Source organism: Pseudomonas oryzihabitans, from assembly GCF_032027545.1.
Classification (GTDB): Bacteria; Pseudomonadota; Gammaproteobacteria; order Pseudomonadales; family Pseudomonadaceae; genus Chryseomonas; species Chryseomonas oryzihabitans_F.
Window position 1 is genome coordinate 192,674 of record NZ_JAVSJB010000004.1, and the last position, 14,698, is coordinate 207,371.

12 protein-coding genes are annotated in these 14,698 nt (G+C 67.1%); 5 read left to right on the forward strand and 7 right to left on the reverse strand.

Going from position 1 to position 14,698, the window contains the following annotated elements; genetic code table 11:
• Positions 1-9: 9 nt before the first annotated feature.
• The 4 genes from RND78_RS08200 to RND78_RS08215 all read left to right on the forward strand — a co-directional run bounded on the left by RND78_RS08200 (position 10) and on the right by RND78_RS08215 (position 2,870).
• Positions 10-849 carry a CsgG/HfaB family protein gene (locus RND78_RS08200; RefSeq protein WP_312727608.1) on the forward strand — a complete coding sequence of 280 codons (840 nt, stop codon included), beginning with the start codon at positions 10-12 and terminating at the stop codon, positions 847-849.
• A 262-nt stretch (positions 850-1,111) separates the two neighbouring features.
• Complete coding sequence (locus RND78_RS08205; protein WP_409457025.1) at positions 1,112-1,597, forward strand: curli fiber surface-exposed nucleator CsgB; 486 nt, start codon at positions 1,112-1,114, stop codon at positions 1,595-1,597.
• 23 nt (positions 1,598-1,620) lie between these two features.
• The gene (locus tag RND78_RS08210; protein ID WP_312727610.1) at positions 1,621-2,541 is read left to right on the forward strand and encodes a hypothetical protein; all 921 of its coding nucleotides are present in this window, start codon (positions 1,621-1,623) and stop codon (positions 2,539-2,541) included.
• Positions 2,538-2,870 carry a hypothetical protein gene (locus RND78_RS08215; RefSeq protein ID WP_312727611.1) on the forward strand — a complete coding sequence of 111 codons (333 nt, stop codon included), beginning with the start codon at positions 2,538-2,540 and terminating at the stop codon, positions 2,868-2,870. The genes RND78_RS08210 and RND78_RS08215 overlap by 4 nt, the downstream gene beginning before the upstream one ends.
• 185 nt (positions 2,871-3,055) lie before the next feature.
• Here the strand turns inward: RND78_RS08215 and RND78_RS08220 are convergent, their stop codons facing one another.
• Together RND78_RS08220 and RND78_RS08225 are read right to left on the reverse strand one after the other, a co-directional pair.
• Positions 3,056-4,009, reverse strand: a complete 954-nt coding sequence (locus tag RND78_RS08220; RefSeq protein ID WP_312727613.1) for a homoserine kinase — start codon at positions 4,007-4,009, stop codon at positions 3,056-3,058.
• A gap of 62 nt (positions 4,010-4,071) precedes the next feature.
• On the reverse strand, positions 4,072-4,362 hold the full coding sequence (locus RND78_RS08225) for a DUF2782 domain-containing protein (RefSeq protein ID WP_312727614.1): 291 nt from the start codon (positions 4,360-4,362) through the stop codon (positions 4,072-4,074).
• Between the two features lie 254 nt (positions 4,363-4,616).
• On the opposite strand from RND78_RS08225, the gene polA reads away from it, so the two are divergent.
• Positions 4,617-7,364 (forward strand): DNA polymerase I, encoded by a 2,748-nt coding sequence (polA, locus tag RND78_RS08230; RefSeq protein WP_312727616.1) that lies wholly within the window; start codon positions 4,617-4,619, stop codon positions 7,362-7,364.
• 201 nt (positions 7,365-7,565) lie between these two features.
• On the opposite strand, the gene RND78_RS08235 is transcribed toward polA, so the two are convergent.
• The 5 genes from RND78_RS08235 to RND78_RS08255 all read right to left on the reverse strand — a co-directional run bounded on the left by RND78_RS08235 (position 7,566) and on the right by RND78_RS08255 (position 14,637).
• Complete coding sequence (locus RND78_RS08235; RefSeq protein WP_409457026.1) at positions 7,566-8,366, reverse strand: electron transfer flavoprotein subunit beta; 801 nt, start codon at positions 8,364-8,366, stop codon at positions 7,566-7,568.
• Positions 8,356-9,591: an electron transfer flavoprotein subunit alpha/FixB family protein gene (locus RND78_RS08240; protein ID WP_312727617.1), complete on the reverse strand. Its 1,236-nt coding sequence runs from the start codon at positions 9,589-9,591 to the stop codon at positions 8,356-8,358. Before RND78_RS08240 ends, RND78_RS08235 begins: the two co-directional genes overlap by 11 nt.
• 217 nt (positions 9,592-9,808) lie before the next feature.
• Positions 9,809-11,800: a dimethylglycine demethylation protein DgcB gene (gene dgcB / locus RND78_RS08245; RefSeq protein WP_312727619.1), complete on the reverse strand. Its 1,992-nt coding sequence runs from the start codon at positions 11,798-11,800 to the stop codon at positions 9,809-9,811.
• Positions 11,801-11,943: 143 nt separating this feature from the next.
• Complete coding sequence (gene dgcA / locus RND78_RS08250) at positions 11,944-14,004, reverse strand: dimethylglycine demethylation protein DgcA (RefSeq protein WP_312727621.1); 2,061 nt, start codon at positions 14,002-14,004, stop codon at positions 11,944-11,946.
• A gap of 102 nt (positions 14,005-14,106) precedes the next feature.
• Complete coding sequence (locus tag RND78_RS08255) at positions 14,107-14,637, reverse strand: DUF5943 domain-containing protein (RefSeq protein WP_312727622.1); 531 nt, start codon at positions 14,635-14,637, stop codon at positions 14,107-14,109.
• Positions 14,638-14,698 lie beyond the last annotated feature (61 nt).

Genomic DNA, 14,698 nt, shown 5'->3' on the forward strand with positions numbered 1-14,698 from the left:
ATGCCTGCCATGAACGCCTTTTCCCTGGCGGCGGCCCTGACCGCCGCCCTCGTCCTGACCGGGTGCGTGCGCGACCCCATGCCCGCCGAACAGCACGCCGCCCCGACCCTGACGCCGCGCGCCTCCACCTATTACGACCTGCTCGCCCTGCCGCCACCCAAGGGCCCGCTGGTGGCCGCCGTCTATGGCTTTCGCGACCAGACCGGCCAGTACAAGCCCAATCCGGCCAGCTCCTTCTCCACCGCCGTCACCCAGGGCGCCGGCAGCATGCTGGTGGATGCCCTGCAGGCCAGCGGCTGGTTCGTGGTGCTCGAACGCGAAGGCCTGCAGAACCTGCTGACCGAGCGCAAGATCATCCGCGCCACCCAGAGCAAACCCGACCAGCCGGAGAACCTGCAGCAGGCCCTGCCCTCGCTGCAGGCGGCCAACCTACTGCTCGAAGGCGGCGTGGTGGCCTACGACACCAACGTGCGCAGCGGCGGCGAAGGCGCGCGCTACCTGGGCATCGGCCTGTCCGAGGAATACCGGGTCGACCAGGTGACGGTGAACCTGCGCGCCATCGACACCCGCAGCGGCCGGGTGCTGGCCAACGTCATGACCTCCAAGACCATCTACTCCATCGGGCGCCAGGCCGGGGTCTTCAAGTTCATCGAATTCAAGAAGCTGCTCGAAGCCGAGTCCGGCTACACCACCAACGAGCCGGCACAGCTATGCGTGCTCTCGGCCATCGAGGCGGCGGTCGCCCATCTGATCGCCCAGGGCGTCGAGCGCCGCCTGTGGCTGGTGGCCGATGGGCGCGATGCCCGTGATCCGGCGCTGACCAAGTACCTGGAACCGACCCGCCGCTAGTGTGGTGTTTCAGAAGTTAACTGCACAATTTTGGCGGCGCTTTTTGCCGCAGAGGCGGACCTCCCCGGGCGGTGTTGCCACTCCTCGCCATAGCCCTGCTATGACTCGTCCTGGCGCCTGGCCCGGTCGGAGCGCCGAACCGGACAAAAATCACTCGCCAATTATGGTGCGAACGTCTGAAACACCACACTAGGCATTAATCCGCCCACCCGGTTGGTTTCGCTCCCTGGAGCGATAGCGAGGGGCCAGGCGGCTCTGGACAATGCTCCGCGACAACATCCACGCCATGACGGTGATAGCCATGCGCAGCTCCGCCAGCAGCCTCGCCGCCCGCCTCGCCCTGATGATGGGCCTGGCCGCTCCCGCCTTTGCCGCCGACCTCATGGAGACCGGTGACCTGGGCGCCGCACCGGTGGCCCAGCGCGACGCGGCCATCCTGCAGGTCGGCACCGGCAACCAGGCGCTCATCGAGCAGCGCGGCGCACCACTGCGAGGCTACATCGCCCAGAGCGGCGCCGCCCAGGAAGCTCGCCTGCTGCAGGAGGGCAACGACCTCAGCGCCGTTATCCTGCAGGCTGGCTATGGCAATGTCGCCCGCATCGAGCAGGTCGGCAGCGACAACCGCGCGGACATCCGCCAGTTGGGCGTCCAGGGTGACGCCCGCATCGAACAGTACGGCTCGGGGCTCTCCAGCCGCATCGTCCAGTACGGAAACAACCAGCACACGGTGGTACGGCAGTACCGCTGATGGCACTCATGGAGATCAGACAGATGTTTCTACTCAAGCCCCTGGCCGCCCTGACCCTGGCCCTCGTCGCCGGCGGCGCCCTCGCCCAGAACAACACCGCCAGCCTCCAGCAGGACGGCAACAGCGGCACCATTACCCTGGACCAGAGCGGCGCCGGCAACAACGCCACCCTCTATCAACTGCAGGGCGAGAGCAACGCCATCAGCGTGGTCCAGACCGGCGCCAGCAGCGCCACCATCACCCAGGGCGGGGATGTCTACGGCTACGCCGTAGGCAACATCGCGACCCTGCGCCAGGAAGCCGGCAGCAGCGTCCACAGCCTGACCCAGGATGGCTTTGGCAACCAGGCCACCGTCAGTTCCGTGGGCAGCAACAGCGGTACCCTGACCCAGACGGCGTCCAATGCCCAGCTGACCCTGGAGCAGAACGGCGACAACAACCAGGTGCGGGTCGACCAGAGCGGCGACAGCGCCATGGCCACCCTCACCCAGCTCGGCACCGACAACCGCCTCTCATTGACCCAGCAGGGCTATTCGGTCGACACCGTGGAACTGACCCAGCGCGGCCAGGCCAATGTCGCTACGGTCGCCTCCTCCGGCAAGTTCAACGAACTGACCTTCACCCAGGACGGCAACCGCAACGAGCTGAACGTCGACCAGGCTGGCCGCGGCAACCGCTTCACCGGCAGCTCGACCGGCGATGACAACCTGGCCAGCGCTACCGTGCGGGGCGACAGCAACCAGACCAGCATCGTCCAGACCGGCAACGGCAACGAGGCGCGCCTCGACACCACCAGTGCCATCAGCACCGCCAGCATCACCCAGGTCGGCGACAGCAACCGCGCAAGCATCCTGCAGACCTCGGCCAACTTCAACGGCTTCAACGACAGCGCGCGGATCTCGCAGAACGGCTTCGGCAACAGCGCCACCATCAACCAGCGATGAACCGCGCCGCCTGGCTGCTGGCGATCCTCCTGCCCCTGGCGAGCGGCGCCTTCGGCAGCGCCGAGCTGGAGCTGCAACCCCAGGCCGGGGGCGCCCAGGTACGGCTGTGCTTCCCCGGCGAAGCCAACGCGGTCAGCTATGAGCTGCTGCTGGAAATGCGGGGGCCGGCGGGCATTGCCCGCACACGGCAGGCCGGCGAGGTCAGGGACGCTGGATGCCCGGTGCTCAGTCGCCTGGGCGCCGCACCGGGCAGTCTGCTCCGGGCGACCCTGACCTGGCAGCGCCAGGGACAGGCGCAGCCCGTCATCGAGCGTCTATTGCCGTTGTAGCGCGAATGGTCAGCTAACGGGTTCCACGTGGAACCCGAGTCCTTAGATCCTATTCAAAGTCTGCTGCGCGTCGGTCAAACGGCGTTGAAAAGGCCTTCGGAATGCTCATTTACCACTCGTAAACTCCGCTTCCCCAGGCCTTTTCGCCTTGTTTGTCTCTAGCTCGCGAGACTTTGAACAGGCTCTTACAGAGTCAGTGGCAATTCCAGCACGGGCTGCTGGCGCGCCGCCAGGCGCTGCTGGAACTCAGCCGGGTCATGGATCAGCACGTCCTGGCCGGCGAAGGCCTCGGCGGCGATCAGGCGCGACAGCCAGAAGCGTACGCAGGCCACGCGCAGCAGCACCGGCCACAGCTCGGCCTCGCGCGGCGTGAAATGGCGATCGGCGGCATAGGCGGCCAGCAGGGCGCGAGCGCGGGGCAGGTCCAGCTCGCCACTATCGGTGGAGCACCAGTCGTTCACCGTGATGGCGAGGTCATAGAGCATCCAGCCGGAACTGGCGTTGTAGAAGTCGATGACACCTGACAGCCGGGGGCCGTCGAACATCACGTTGTCGCGGAACAGGTCGCCATGCAGATTGGCCTCGGGCAGCGCTGGCTGCTCCGCCAGCAGCTCACGGAGCTCCGCCAGGGTGCGCTCCAGCAACGGCCGGGCGGTCGCCTCCAGGGTCGGCGCCAGGCGTTCGCCTTCGGCCAGCATCCAGGCCAGGCCGCGGTCACTGGCGCGCTCGAGGCGGCGCTCGCCAGCGGTGGCCCGGTGCAGATGGCCCAGCAGGTGGCCGACTTCGCCGCAGTGATGGGGATTGGGCGCCCGCTCGTGGCGACCGGCCAGGCGCGGTTGCAGCAGTGCCGGCTTGCCGGCCAGCTCGCGCAGGGCCTGGCCATCCTGGGTACGCACCGCATAGGGTACCGGCAGGTCGGCGTCGTGGAGGACGTCGAGCAGCTCGATGAAGAACGGCATCTCCGCGACCGGACCACGCTCTACCAGGGTCAGGACGAACTCGCCGCCTTCCAGGCTGATGAAGTAGTTGGTGTTTTCCGATCCCTCGGCAATGCCCCGGAAATCCCGCAGCTGGCCCAGGCCATAGGGCGCGAGAAAGGCTTCGAGGGTGGGACGGTCGAGGGGCGTGAAGACGGACATGACGGGGCCTGGCGGGAGAATGTGCGAGCGGCGCGCAGTTTACCGGTCCAGGCGCCCTGCGCCTACCAGCTGAACAGGCGCCAGCTGGGCACGTGCAGGGTCGGCTTGTCGTTGGACGCAGTGCTGCTGCCATCGGCGGGCACCAGTTCGTAGGGCGCGCCATGCTTGGGGATCACCCGGGTGGACTGCAGCACGCCGCGGATGCGCGTCTCCTCGATGGTCTGGTCGCCGGCCTGGTAGCGGATCACCCTGATCTCGTCAGGCAAGGGCTTTTCCCCGGGCGGCAGCGGCTCCGCGGCCTGGACCAGCGGCGCCAGCAGCAAAGCGGCAAGAAGGAAGCGACGAGCACCCATGGTAACCTTTGACCTTTTGAACGGAGCGAGTGGTCGATTCTAGGCCCTGTACGAAAAGTCGTCGAGCGAAGGTCAGGCGAGGCGGAAAAGACTGAGGAAGCGGAGTTTACGAGTGGTAAATGAGCATTCCGAAGGCTTTTTCAACGAAGCATCACCGAGCGCAGACACCTTTCGTACAGAGCCTGGAACCCGGCCCAGTCGTAGTCGAGACTGGCCGGACAGACGCCGCACACGCCACGACAAAGGTCCAGACCATGAGCCACGCCCCTCTCGTCCTGGTGGACGGTTCCTCCTATCTCTATCGCGCCTTCCATGCCCTGCCGCCGCTGATGACCTCCACCGGCAAGCCGACCGGCGCGGTGAAGGGCGTGCTCAACATGCTGCTCTCGCTGCGCCGCCAGTATCCGGATAGCCTCTTCGCCGTGGTCTTCGACGCCAAGGGCCCGACCTTCCGCGACGAACTCTTCGCCGACTACAAGGCCCAGCGCCCGGCCATGCCCGACGACCTGCGCGGCCAGGTCGAGCCGCTGCACGCCTGCATCCGCGCCCTGGGCCTGCCGCTGCTGGCCGTCGAAGGGGTGGAAGCCGACGACGTCATCGGCACCCTCGCCCGCCACTGCGCCAGCGCCGAGCGCCCGGTGGTGATCTCCACCGGCGACAAGGACATGGCCCAGCTGGTCTGCCCCTATGTCACCCTGGTCAACACCATGAGCGGCAGCGTGCTGGACGTGGAAGGGGTCAAGACCAAGTTCGGCGTGGGCCCGGAACTGATCATCGACTACCTGGCGCTGATGGGCGACAAGATCGACAACATCCCCGGCGTGCCCGGGGTGGGTGAGAAGACCGCCGCCGGCCTGCTCAACAGCATCGGCGGTGGCCTGGATACCCTCTATGCCAATCTCGAGGCGGTGGCCGCCCTGCCCCTGCGTGGCGCCAAGTCCCTGGCCGCCAAGCTGGACCAGCATCGCGAGCAGGCCTACCTGTCCTACCAGCTGGCCACCATCAAGCTGGACGTACCGCTGGAGCTGAGCTTCGACGAGCTCAAGGTCGGCGAACCCCATGTGGAAGCCCTGATGGCGCTCTACCAGGAGCTGGAATTCAAGTCCTGGCTGGACGAGCTGATCCGCGACACCAAGGCCAAGGGAGCACCGCTGCCGCTGGCCGAGGACAGCACCGCCACTCAGGTGGAGACCCAGTACGACACCGTGCTGGAACAGGCCGAGTTCGACGCCTGGCTGGCTCGCCTGCAGCAAGTCGACTGCTTCGCCTTCGACACCGAGACCACCAGCATCGACGCCCAGCGCGCCGACCTGGTGGGGCTGTCCTTCGCCGTGGCGCCGGGCCAGGCCGCCTATGTGCCCCTGGCCCACAGCTACATGGGCGCGCCGACCCAGCTCGATCTGCACGAGGTACTGGCTGCGCTCAAGCCGCTGCTGGAAGACCCGGCCAAGCTCAAGGTCATGCAGCACGGCAAGTACGACCTCAATGTGCTGGATCGCTATGACATCAGGATCCAGGGCATCGCCTTCGACACCATGCTCGAATCCTATGTGCTGGACGCCACTGCCACCCGCCACGACATGGACAGCCTGGCGCTCAAGTACCTGGGCCACAGCACCATCCGCTTCGAGGACATCGCCGGCAAGGGCGCCAAGCAACTGACCTTCGACCAGATCGCCATCGAGCAGGCCGGTCCCTATGCTGCCGAAGACGCCGACGTCACCCTGCGCCTGCACCAGACACTCTGGCCCAAGCTGGAGGCCGTTCCGGGCCTGGCCACGGTGCTGCGCGACATCGAGATGCCGCTGGTGCCGGCACTGGCGCGCATCGAACGCAACGGCGCCCTGGTGGACTCGGCGCTGCTCGGGGTACAGAGCCGCGAACTGGGCGAGAAGATGATCGCCCTGGAAAAGGAGGCCTATGAACTGGCCGGCCAGGAATTCAACCTGGGCTCGCCCAAGCAGCTGGGCGAGATACTCTTCGTCAAGCTGGGCCTGCCGGTGGTCAGCAAGACCGCCTCCGGCCAGCCCTCCACCGCCGAAGCGGTATTGCAGGAGCTGGCCGACCAGGACTTCCCGCTGCCCAAGGTGCTGATGCAGTACCGGCAGATGAGCAAGCTCAAGAGCACCTACACCGACAAGTTGCCGCAGCAGATCAATCCGCGTACCGGGCGTATCCACACCAGCTATCACCAGGCGGTGACCGCGACCGGCCGGCTGTCTTCCAGCGACCCGAACCTGCAGAACATCCCGATCCGCACCGCCGAGGGCCGCCGCATCCGCCAGGCCTTCGTCGCGCCCCAGGGCTATCGCCTGCTGGCGGCGGACTACTCGCAGATCGAGCTGCGCATCATGGCCCACCTGGCCCAGGACGAAGGCCTGCTGCACGCCTTCCAGAACGACCTGGACGTGCACCGCGCCACCGCCGCCGAGGTGATGGGCGTGCCCTTGGAAGAGGTCAGCAACGAACACCGGCGGCGCGCCAAGGCCATCAACTTCGGCCTGATCTACGGCATGAGCGCCTTCGGCCTGGCCAAGCAGATCGGCGTCGGCCGCGCCGAGGCCCAGGCCTATATCGACCGCTATTTCCAGCGTTATCCCGGCGTGCTGGCGTACATGGAGCGCACCCGCGCCCAGGTGGTGGACCAGGGCTACGTGGAGACCCTCTACGGGCGCCGGCTGTACCTGCCGGACATCCACTCCAAGAACCAGGGTCTGAGACGCGCCGCCGAACGCGCGGCGATCAACGCGCCCATGCAGGGCACCGCGGCGGACATCATCAAGCGCGCCATGATCGCGGTGGACGGCTGGCTACAGGCGACCCCGGAGCTGGACGCCCGGGTGATCCTGCAGGTGCACGATGAACTGGTGCTGGAGGTGCGTGAGGACCAGGTGGAGCGTCTGCGCGAAGGCCTGCTACCCCTGATGAGCGGTGCCGGCGAGCTGGACGTGCCGCTGCTGGTGGAGTCGGGGGTGGGTGGCAATTGGGACGAGGCGCACTAGAGCGCGCATCTCCGCCTTTATCGCGGCCATGGGCCGCTCCTACGGGGTGTATCGGGAATCTGTAGGAGCGGCCCATGGCCGCGATAAAAGAACAATCAGCACCGTAGCGTGGAAAACGGGGCAGCCTTTTCCACCTGAGGCCTGGATGCCAGGGGCTACCCTCGTCCCGGCCCTCTCCCAAGGGGAGAGGGGGTTTAAGCTTCAGCGCACCACGCCTTCCTCGCGCAATACCTTGAGAATCGCGGCGGCAGCGGCTTCCGGGGCCAGGTCCTTCAGCACCTGGCCGCCGTCGCCGGACGCCTTGGCCGTGGCGGCCTTGAAACGGTCGGCGGCGGTCTTGGCCTTGATCACCTTGAGGCGCTTGGGGCGCGCCTTGGCCGGTTGCAGTTCGCCGCTGTCGAACAGGCTATCCTGCACTACCTCGAGGGTCTCCACCTGTAGCTCGCCACGCCGGGCGGGGCCGAAGGCGCTTTGGCGGGGTGCCGGGGCGGCGCTGTCGACGCTGGCGACGAAGGGCAGCCGTACCCGCAACCGACGGCGCTGGCCACGTGGCAGGGCCTGCAGTACGGTCGCCTGGCCGCCTTCCACGGCTTCCACCGCGGCAAGGCCAACCACCAGGGGCCAGCCCAGGGTTTCGGCCAGCAGATAGGGCAACAGGCCGGAGCCTTCGCCGGTTTCCGCCTGGCTGCCGGTCAGCACCAGACCGGCGCCGACATCACGTAGGGTATCGCCCAGCGCCGGCAGGGCATCGGCACCCGTCGGTTGTTCCAGTACATGCAGCGACGGCACGCCCATGCCGAGGTAGCCGCGCAGGGCCTCTTCGGCGGGATCACCGGCGTGCAGTACGCGCAGGCGCTCGCCGACCAGGCGCAGGCCCAGCTCCACGGCGCGGGCATCCTGTTCCGCGCGTCGTGCGCGACCGGAGGTGGGATGGGCCCCGACGGAGACCAGGGCCACGACGTTCACACCGTCCAACGACGGCAACTGCTGCTCAAGCGACATCCTGCAAGCCCTCCGCCCGCTGTTGTTCGACCAGGCGCGCCAGGGCGGCCAGGATGGCGTCGCCATCGCCGATCACCGACAGATCGGCACGCTTGACCATGTCGCAGCCCGGATTGGTGTTGATGGCGATGACCTTGTCGCAACTGGCGATGCCCTGCAGGTGCTGCACGGCACCGGAAATGCCCACGGCCAGATAGACCCGTGCGGTGACCCAGGTACCGGTGGCCCCGACCTGGCGGTTGCGCGGCATATGGCCGTCGTCCACCGCCACTCGCGAAGCCCCTTCGGTGGCGCCCAGCAGGGCAGCGGTGCGGTGGAACAGCGTCCAGTCGCTGATACCGTTGCCACCGGAAAGGATGAATTCGGCTTCGCCCAGGGGAATCTGCATGGGATCGACCGCGACCGGGCCGAGATCCTCAATGCGCGGCAGATGCCGGGCGATGCTGCCGCTCAATTGCAGTGGCAGGACTTCGTGGCGAGTCTCGCCGACCGGCTCCGCGCATTCCGGCAGGGCCAGCACCAGCCGTGGCAGCGGTTGTTGCAGGTCCTGGCGACCGGCACCGGCACGGCCGATGGCCAGGCCGTCCTTGACCTGCCAGACGCGGGTCGCGGGACGCTCATACAGGGCTGCGCCGAGACGCCGGCCCAGTTCACCGCCACCACTGCGGCTGTCGGGCAGCAGCCAGTGGCGCGGTTGCAGCTCGTTGTTCACCGCACGTAGGGCCAGCACCCGCTGCTCGGGCGCGTAGCCCTGGAATTGTTCGCCCTCCAGATGCAGCAGGCGATCCACGCCGGCGGTATCGAAGGCGGTTTCCTTGACCTCGCCGAAGACCACGGCCAGCACGGCGCCCTCGGCACCGGCCAGTTGCCGGGCCAGGCCCAGCAGGTCACGGTCATGGGCGGTCAGACGACCGCTGACCAGGTCGGGCACCACGGCGATGTAGAAGGCTGGTTCGGCGATCTGGTGCAACGGCAGTTGCTCTGCCACGGCCTGGGCCGCGCCACGCTGGTGGCCACCCTGCTGGGCGCCGCTGCGGTCGATACGCTTGAGGCCCTGGGGCCCGACGAAGCCCGCCGCGGCGGCATGGGGATTCTTGCGGACGAGGCCATTGGGGCCCATCCAGCGGCTTTCGGCATCGGCGCTGCTGGCGATGCTCGCGTGCAGGGGATGCAGACGGTTGCGCGCGATCCACTCGCGGCGCGGGTCGCGACGAATGATGCTCATGCGGGGCGCTCCGTGTGGGAATGTCGGGCGATGGGCGTGGTGGCCCCCTCACCCCAGCCCTCTCCCCTGAGGGGAGAGGGGGTAAAAGAAAAGAGCGGCAGCACGGCCGGATGGCAACTGCCGACGTTGCAGGCGAACGCTCGAACTCGCCCGGCACTCGCTACCATCCCCTCTCCCCTCGGGGAGAGGGCTAGGGTGAGGGGGCCACGACGCCCGATCACGACAAGGCCTCCGCCACCGGCCGGCGCGTGGCCGCGGGCTTGCTGTCCACCGGCGCCTCGACGATGGCCTCGGCCACCAGTTCGGCGATGTCCTTGATCTCCGGGCGCGGGGCGACCACGCCCTCCAGCATCAGGGTGCACTGGGGGCAGCCCACGGCCACCAGCTCGGCGCCGGTTTCCTGGATGTCGGCCATGCGCATGTCGGGAATCCGCTGCTTGCCGGGGATGTCAGTGATGGGCGCCCCGCCGCCACCGCCGCAGCAGCGCGAACGGAAACCGGAACGCTCCATCTCTTTGACCGCGATACCCAGCGCCTTGAGCACGGCGCGCGGGGCCTCGTACTCGCCGTTGTAGCGACCCAGGTAGCAGGGATCGTGATAGGTGATGGTGGCGCCCTGCTCGGCCAGCGCGTGCTGGCCCAGGTGCAGGGTGCCACGGCTGAGCAGGGTCTCGATGAAGGTGCTGTGGTGCTGGACCTGGTAGTGGCCACCCAGGGCGCCGTACTCGTTCTTGAGCACATGGAAGCTGTGCGGATCGCAGGAGACGATGGTCTGGAAGCGATACTGGCTCAGGGTTTCGATGTTGCGCCTGGCCAGTTGCTGGAAGGTCGCCTCGTCGCCCAGACGCCGGGCCACGTCACCGCTGTCGCGCTCTTCCAGGCCGAGCACGGCGAAGTCCACCTTGGCCGCCTTGAGCACCTTGACGAAGGCGCGCAGGGTGCGCTGGTTGCGCATGTCGAAGGCGCCGTCGCCGACCCAGAACAGCACCTCGGCCTGGCCCTTGTCCTGCATCAGCGGCAGGTCCAGGTCGGCGGCCCAGTTCAGGCGGCCACCGGGAGCGAAGCCGCCGGGATTGTCGGTGGCGATGAGATTTTCCAGCACCTCGGCGCCCTTGTTCGGCGTCTCGCCGCGTTCCAGGGTCAGGTGCCGACGCATGTCGACGATGGCATCGACGTGCTCGATCATCATCGGGCATTCCTCGACGCAGGCACGGCAGGTGGTGCAGGACCAGAGGGTCTCGGCGTCCACCAGGGCCTTGCCCTGGCGGGCAACGATGGGCAGGTGCGGACCGCCGGCGTGCTCGCCGACCGGCTTGCCCGGATAGGGCGAGCCGAAGTAGTGGGCATCGCTGCCGCCCTTGAGGCCGACCACCATGTCCTGGATCAGCTTCTTGGGGTTGAGCGGCTGGCCGGCGGCGAAGGCCGGGCACATGGCTTCGCAGCGACCGCACTGGACGCAGGCGTCGAAGCCGAGCAACTGGTTCCAGGTGAAGTCGGCGGGCTTTTCCACGCCCAGCGGCGCCTTGGGATCGTGCAGGTCCAGGGCCTTGAGACCGCTGGAGCGGGCGGCGCTGGCGTTGTGCGGGGTGCTGAAGCGCTCGGCGCGACGGTGCCAGGCCAGGTGCAGGGCACCGGCGAAGGCGTGCTTGATGGGACCGCCCCAGGTCATGCCGAGAAACAGCTCGGACACGCCCCAGGCCACGCCCACCGCCAGCACCGCGGCCAGCAGCCAGCCCCCGAAGTCCGGCGGCAGGATGCCGGCGACCGGCAGGGTGGCGATGAAGAAGCTCGCGGCAAAGGCCAGCAGGCTCTTGGGCAGGCGCATCCAGGGACCCTTGGACAGCCGCGCCGGCGGATCGCGACGACGCTTGGCGACGAACAGGGCACCGGTGAACATGCAGGCGGTGGCCGCCAGCAGGGCCCAGCCGAGAATACGGCTGTGCAGGCCGAAGCCGTGCACCAGGATGGCCAGCAGCGCCGCCAGGACGAAACCGCCGGCGGTGGCCACGTGGGTCTTGGAGATGTACTTGTCGCGGTCGACCACGTGGTGCAGATCCACCAGGTAGCGTCGTGGCATCTTCAGCAGCCCGCCGAGCCAGTCGACCTGGGCGGGGCGGCCCTGCCGCCAGAGACTGAACCGCCGCACGGCACCGATCACGGTGAGGGCCAGGGCGGCGAAGAGCAGGATGGGGAGGATGGTGTTCAACATCGATCTATCCTCACAGGGCGGGCCCCGCAGGCGCGGTCAAGATAGGCCGCAAGAGGTGGGCTTATCGCGGCCATGGGCCGCTCCTACGAGGGACGTTCGGAGCCTGTAGGAGCGGCCCATGGCCGCGATTTATCAATACGCCGTCAGAAGTCCTTGCACAGGCGCAGGGCGTCATAGATGGCGGCATGGGTATTGCGCTGGGCCACGCAGTCGCCGATCCGGTAGAGCAGGTAACCGTTGCCGGTCTCGTTCAACGCCGGCTGCGGCTCGATGGCGAACAGCGCCTCAATGTCCATCTGGCCCTTGTTGCGCGAACCTTCCTTGAGGGCGTAGTAGAGCCCCTCGTCCGGTCGCACGCCGTTCTCGATGACGACCTGATCGACCACCCGCTCTTCGCGGGCACCGGTGTATTCGTTTTCCAGTACCGCGACCTTCTTGTCGCCCTCGGCGTAGACCTTTTCCAGCATCAGGTCGCCGGTCATGATCACTTCCTTGGGATACATGCTGCGGTAGTAGGTCGGGAAGGTGGTGCCGCCGATGGCAACGCCCGGCTTGATGTCGTCGGTGACGATCTCCACCTGGCAGCCCTTGTCGGCCAGGTAGTCGGCTACCGACATGCCGGTGAATTCGCAGATGGTGTCGTAGACCAGCACGTTCTTGCCCGGCTCGACCTTGCCCGAGAGGATGTCCCAGCTGCTGACGACCAGGCCATCGGCGGCGTGCCAGTGCTCCACCTGCTCGAGGAAGGGATGACCGCCGTTGGCCAGGATGACGATGTCCGGCCGTAGGTCGAGGATGGTCGCCGGATCGGCAGCGGTGCCCAGGCGCAGGTCGATGCCCAGGCGTGCCAGCTCCAGCTGGTACCAGCGGGTGATGCCGGCGATCTGGTCGCGTTGCGGGGCACGGGCGGCCAGGGTGATCTGGCCACCGAGTTGTTCCTGCTTCTCGAACAGGGTGACGTCATGGCCGCGCTCGGCGGACACCCGAGCCGCTTCCATGCCGGCGGGGCCGCCGCCGACGATGACCACCTTGCGCTTGGGCCCGGTGGACTTCTCGATGATGTGCGGCAAGCCCATGTATTCGCGGCTGGTGGCGGCGTTCTGGATGCACAGCACGTCCAGGCCCTGGTACTGGCGGTCGATGCAGTAGTTGGCCCCGACGCACTGACGGATCTGGTCGACCTGGCCCATCTTGATCTTGGTGATCAGGTGCGGATCGGCGATATGGGCGCGGGTCATGCCGACCATGTCGACGTAACCGCCTTCCAGGATACGGGTGGCCTGGTTGGGGTCCTTGATGTTCTGGGCGTGCAGCACCGGGACGTTGACCACTTCCTTGATGCCCGCGGCCAGGTGCAGGAAGGGCTCCGGCGGATAGGTCATGTTGGGAATGACGTTGGCCAGGGTGTTGTGGGTGTCGCAACCCGAGCCGACCACGCCGATGAAGTCGAGCATGCCGGTGTCGGCGTAGTACTTGGCGATCTGCTTCATGTCGTCGTGGGACAGGCCATCCGGGTGGAATTCGTCCCCGGTGATGCGCATGCCGACGCAGAAGTCGTCGCCCACTTCGGCGCGTACGGCCTTGAGCACTTCCATGCCGAATCTCATGCGGTTCTCGAAGCTGCCGCCCCATTCGTCGGTACGCTTGTTGACCCGCGGCGACCAGAACTGGTCGATCATGTGCTGGTGCACGGCGGACAGCTCGACGCCGTCCAGGCCGCCGGCCTTGGCCCGGCGGGCCGCCTGGGCGAAGTTGCCGATCACCCGCCAGATCTCTTCCGGCTCGATGGTCTTGCAGGTGGCGCGATGCACCGGCTCACGGATGCCCGACGGCGACATCAGGGTCGGCCAGTGGCCGCCGTCCCAACGCGAACGCCGGCCCATGTGGGTGATCTGGATCATGATCTTGGCGCCATGCCTGTGCATGGCGTCGGCCAGATTCTGGAAATGCGGAATGATGCGGTCGGTGGAGAGGTTGACCGAACTCCACCAGTGCTGGGGGCTGTCGATGGCGACCACCGAGGAACCACCGCAGATGGCCAGGCCGATGCCGCCCTTGGCCTTCTCTTCGTAATACTTGACGTAGCGCTCGGTGGTCATGCCGCCGTCGGTGGCGTAGACCTCGGCATGGGCCGTGGAGAGCACGCGGTTGCGGATGGTGAGCTTGCCGATCTGGATCGGCTGGAACATTGCTTCGAAGGCCATGACCTTCTCCTCGATCGGCTGGTGCGCGGTCTGGAGCCGCGCTCTTGCTCTGGCGTTGCTGAGGTGGGCGCGGCCGGGCCGGCGTCCACCCTACGGAATGGCTTACAGCGGGCGGGTCACGAACAGGCCGTCGTCGTGGCCTTCTTCGGAACCGCTGTATTCCTGCACGGTGACGGTACGGATGGCACTGCCCTTGGCCGCCAGGATCTGGTCGATGGCACCGGAGAACCAGCCGGTGAACATGTAGTCGACCTTGCGATTGACCTTGCCGTAGACATAGACGAAGGCCGAATGCTTGAGCTTGACCTCGGCATAGCCGGTGTCCAGGTCGAGCTTCTGGGTCTCGAACAGGCCCCAGCCACGTTGCGACAGGCGCTTCATGTAGTGCTCGAACACCGCGGCGCCCTGGATGCCATGGCACTCGGCCTCTTTCTCGCACCAGTGCCAGGCGGACTTGTAGCCGGCCTTGTAGAGGATCTCGGCGTACTTGTCGGCGCCCAGGACTTCTTCGATGCCCATGTGGTTGTTGACGAAGAAGTGCCGGGGTACGTACAGCATCGGCAGGGCGTCGGTGGTCCAGACGCCGGTTTCGTCGTCGACCTGGATGGGCATTTCGGGGGCGTGGCTGGCCATGCGGGAACTCCAGAACAGAAGATCTTGGATCGGGTTGGGCGGGGGCCGAGCCCGATGGTCG

Coding starts and splice junctions, on each gene's coding strand:
- RND78_RS08200 (WP_312727608.1), top strand. CDS start 10: ATGAACGCCTTTTCCCTGGCGGCGGCCCTGACCGCCGCCCTCGTCCTG.
- RND78_RS08205 (WP_409457025.1), top strand. CDS start 1,112: ATGCTCCGCGACAACATCCACGCCATGACGGTGATAGCCATGCGCAGC.
- RND78_RS08210 (WP_312727610.1), top strand. CDS start 1,621: ATGTTTCTACTCAAGCCCCTGGCCGCCCTGACCCTGGCCCTCGTCGCC.
- RND78_RS08215 (WP_312727611.1), top strand. CDS start 2,538: ATGAACCGCGCCGCCTGGCTGCTGGCGATCCTCCTGCCCCTGGCGAGC.
- RND78_RS08220 (WP_312727613.1), bottom strand. CDS start 4,009: ATGTCCGTCTTCACGCCCCTCGACCGTCCCACCCTCGAAGCCTTTCTC.
- RND78_RS08225 (WP_312727614.1), bottom strand. CDS start 4,362: ATGGGTGCTCGTCGCTTCCTTCTTGCCGCTTTGCTGCTGGCGCCGCTG.
- polA (WP_312727616.1), top strand. CDS start 4,617: ATGAGCCACGCCCCTCTCGTCCTGGTGGACGGTTCCTCCTATCTCTAT.
- RND78_RS08235 (WP_409457026.1), bottom strand. CDS start 8,366: ATGTCGCTTGAGCAGCAGTTGCCGTCGTTGGACGGTGTGAACGTCGTG.
- RND78_RS08240 (WP_312727617.1), bottom strand. CDS start 9,591: ATGAGCATCATTCGTCGCGACCCGCGCCGCGAGTGGATCGCGCGCAAC.
- dgcB (WP_312727619.1), bottom strand. CDS start 11,800: ATGTTGAACACCATCCTCCCCATCCTGCTCTTCGCCGCCCTGGCCCTC.
- dgcA (WP_312727621.1), bottom strand. CDS start 14,004: ATGGCCTTCGAAGCAATGTTCCAGCCGATCCAGATCGGCAAGCTCACC.
- RND78_RS08255 (WP_312727622.1), bottom strand. CDS start 14,637: ATGGCCAGCCACGCCCCCGAAATGCCCATCCAGGTCGACGACGAAACC.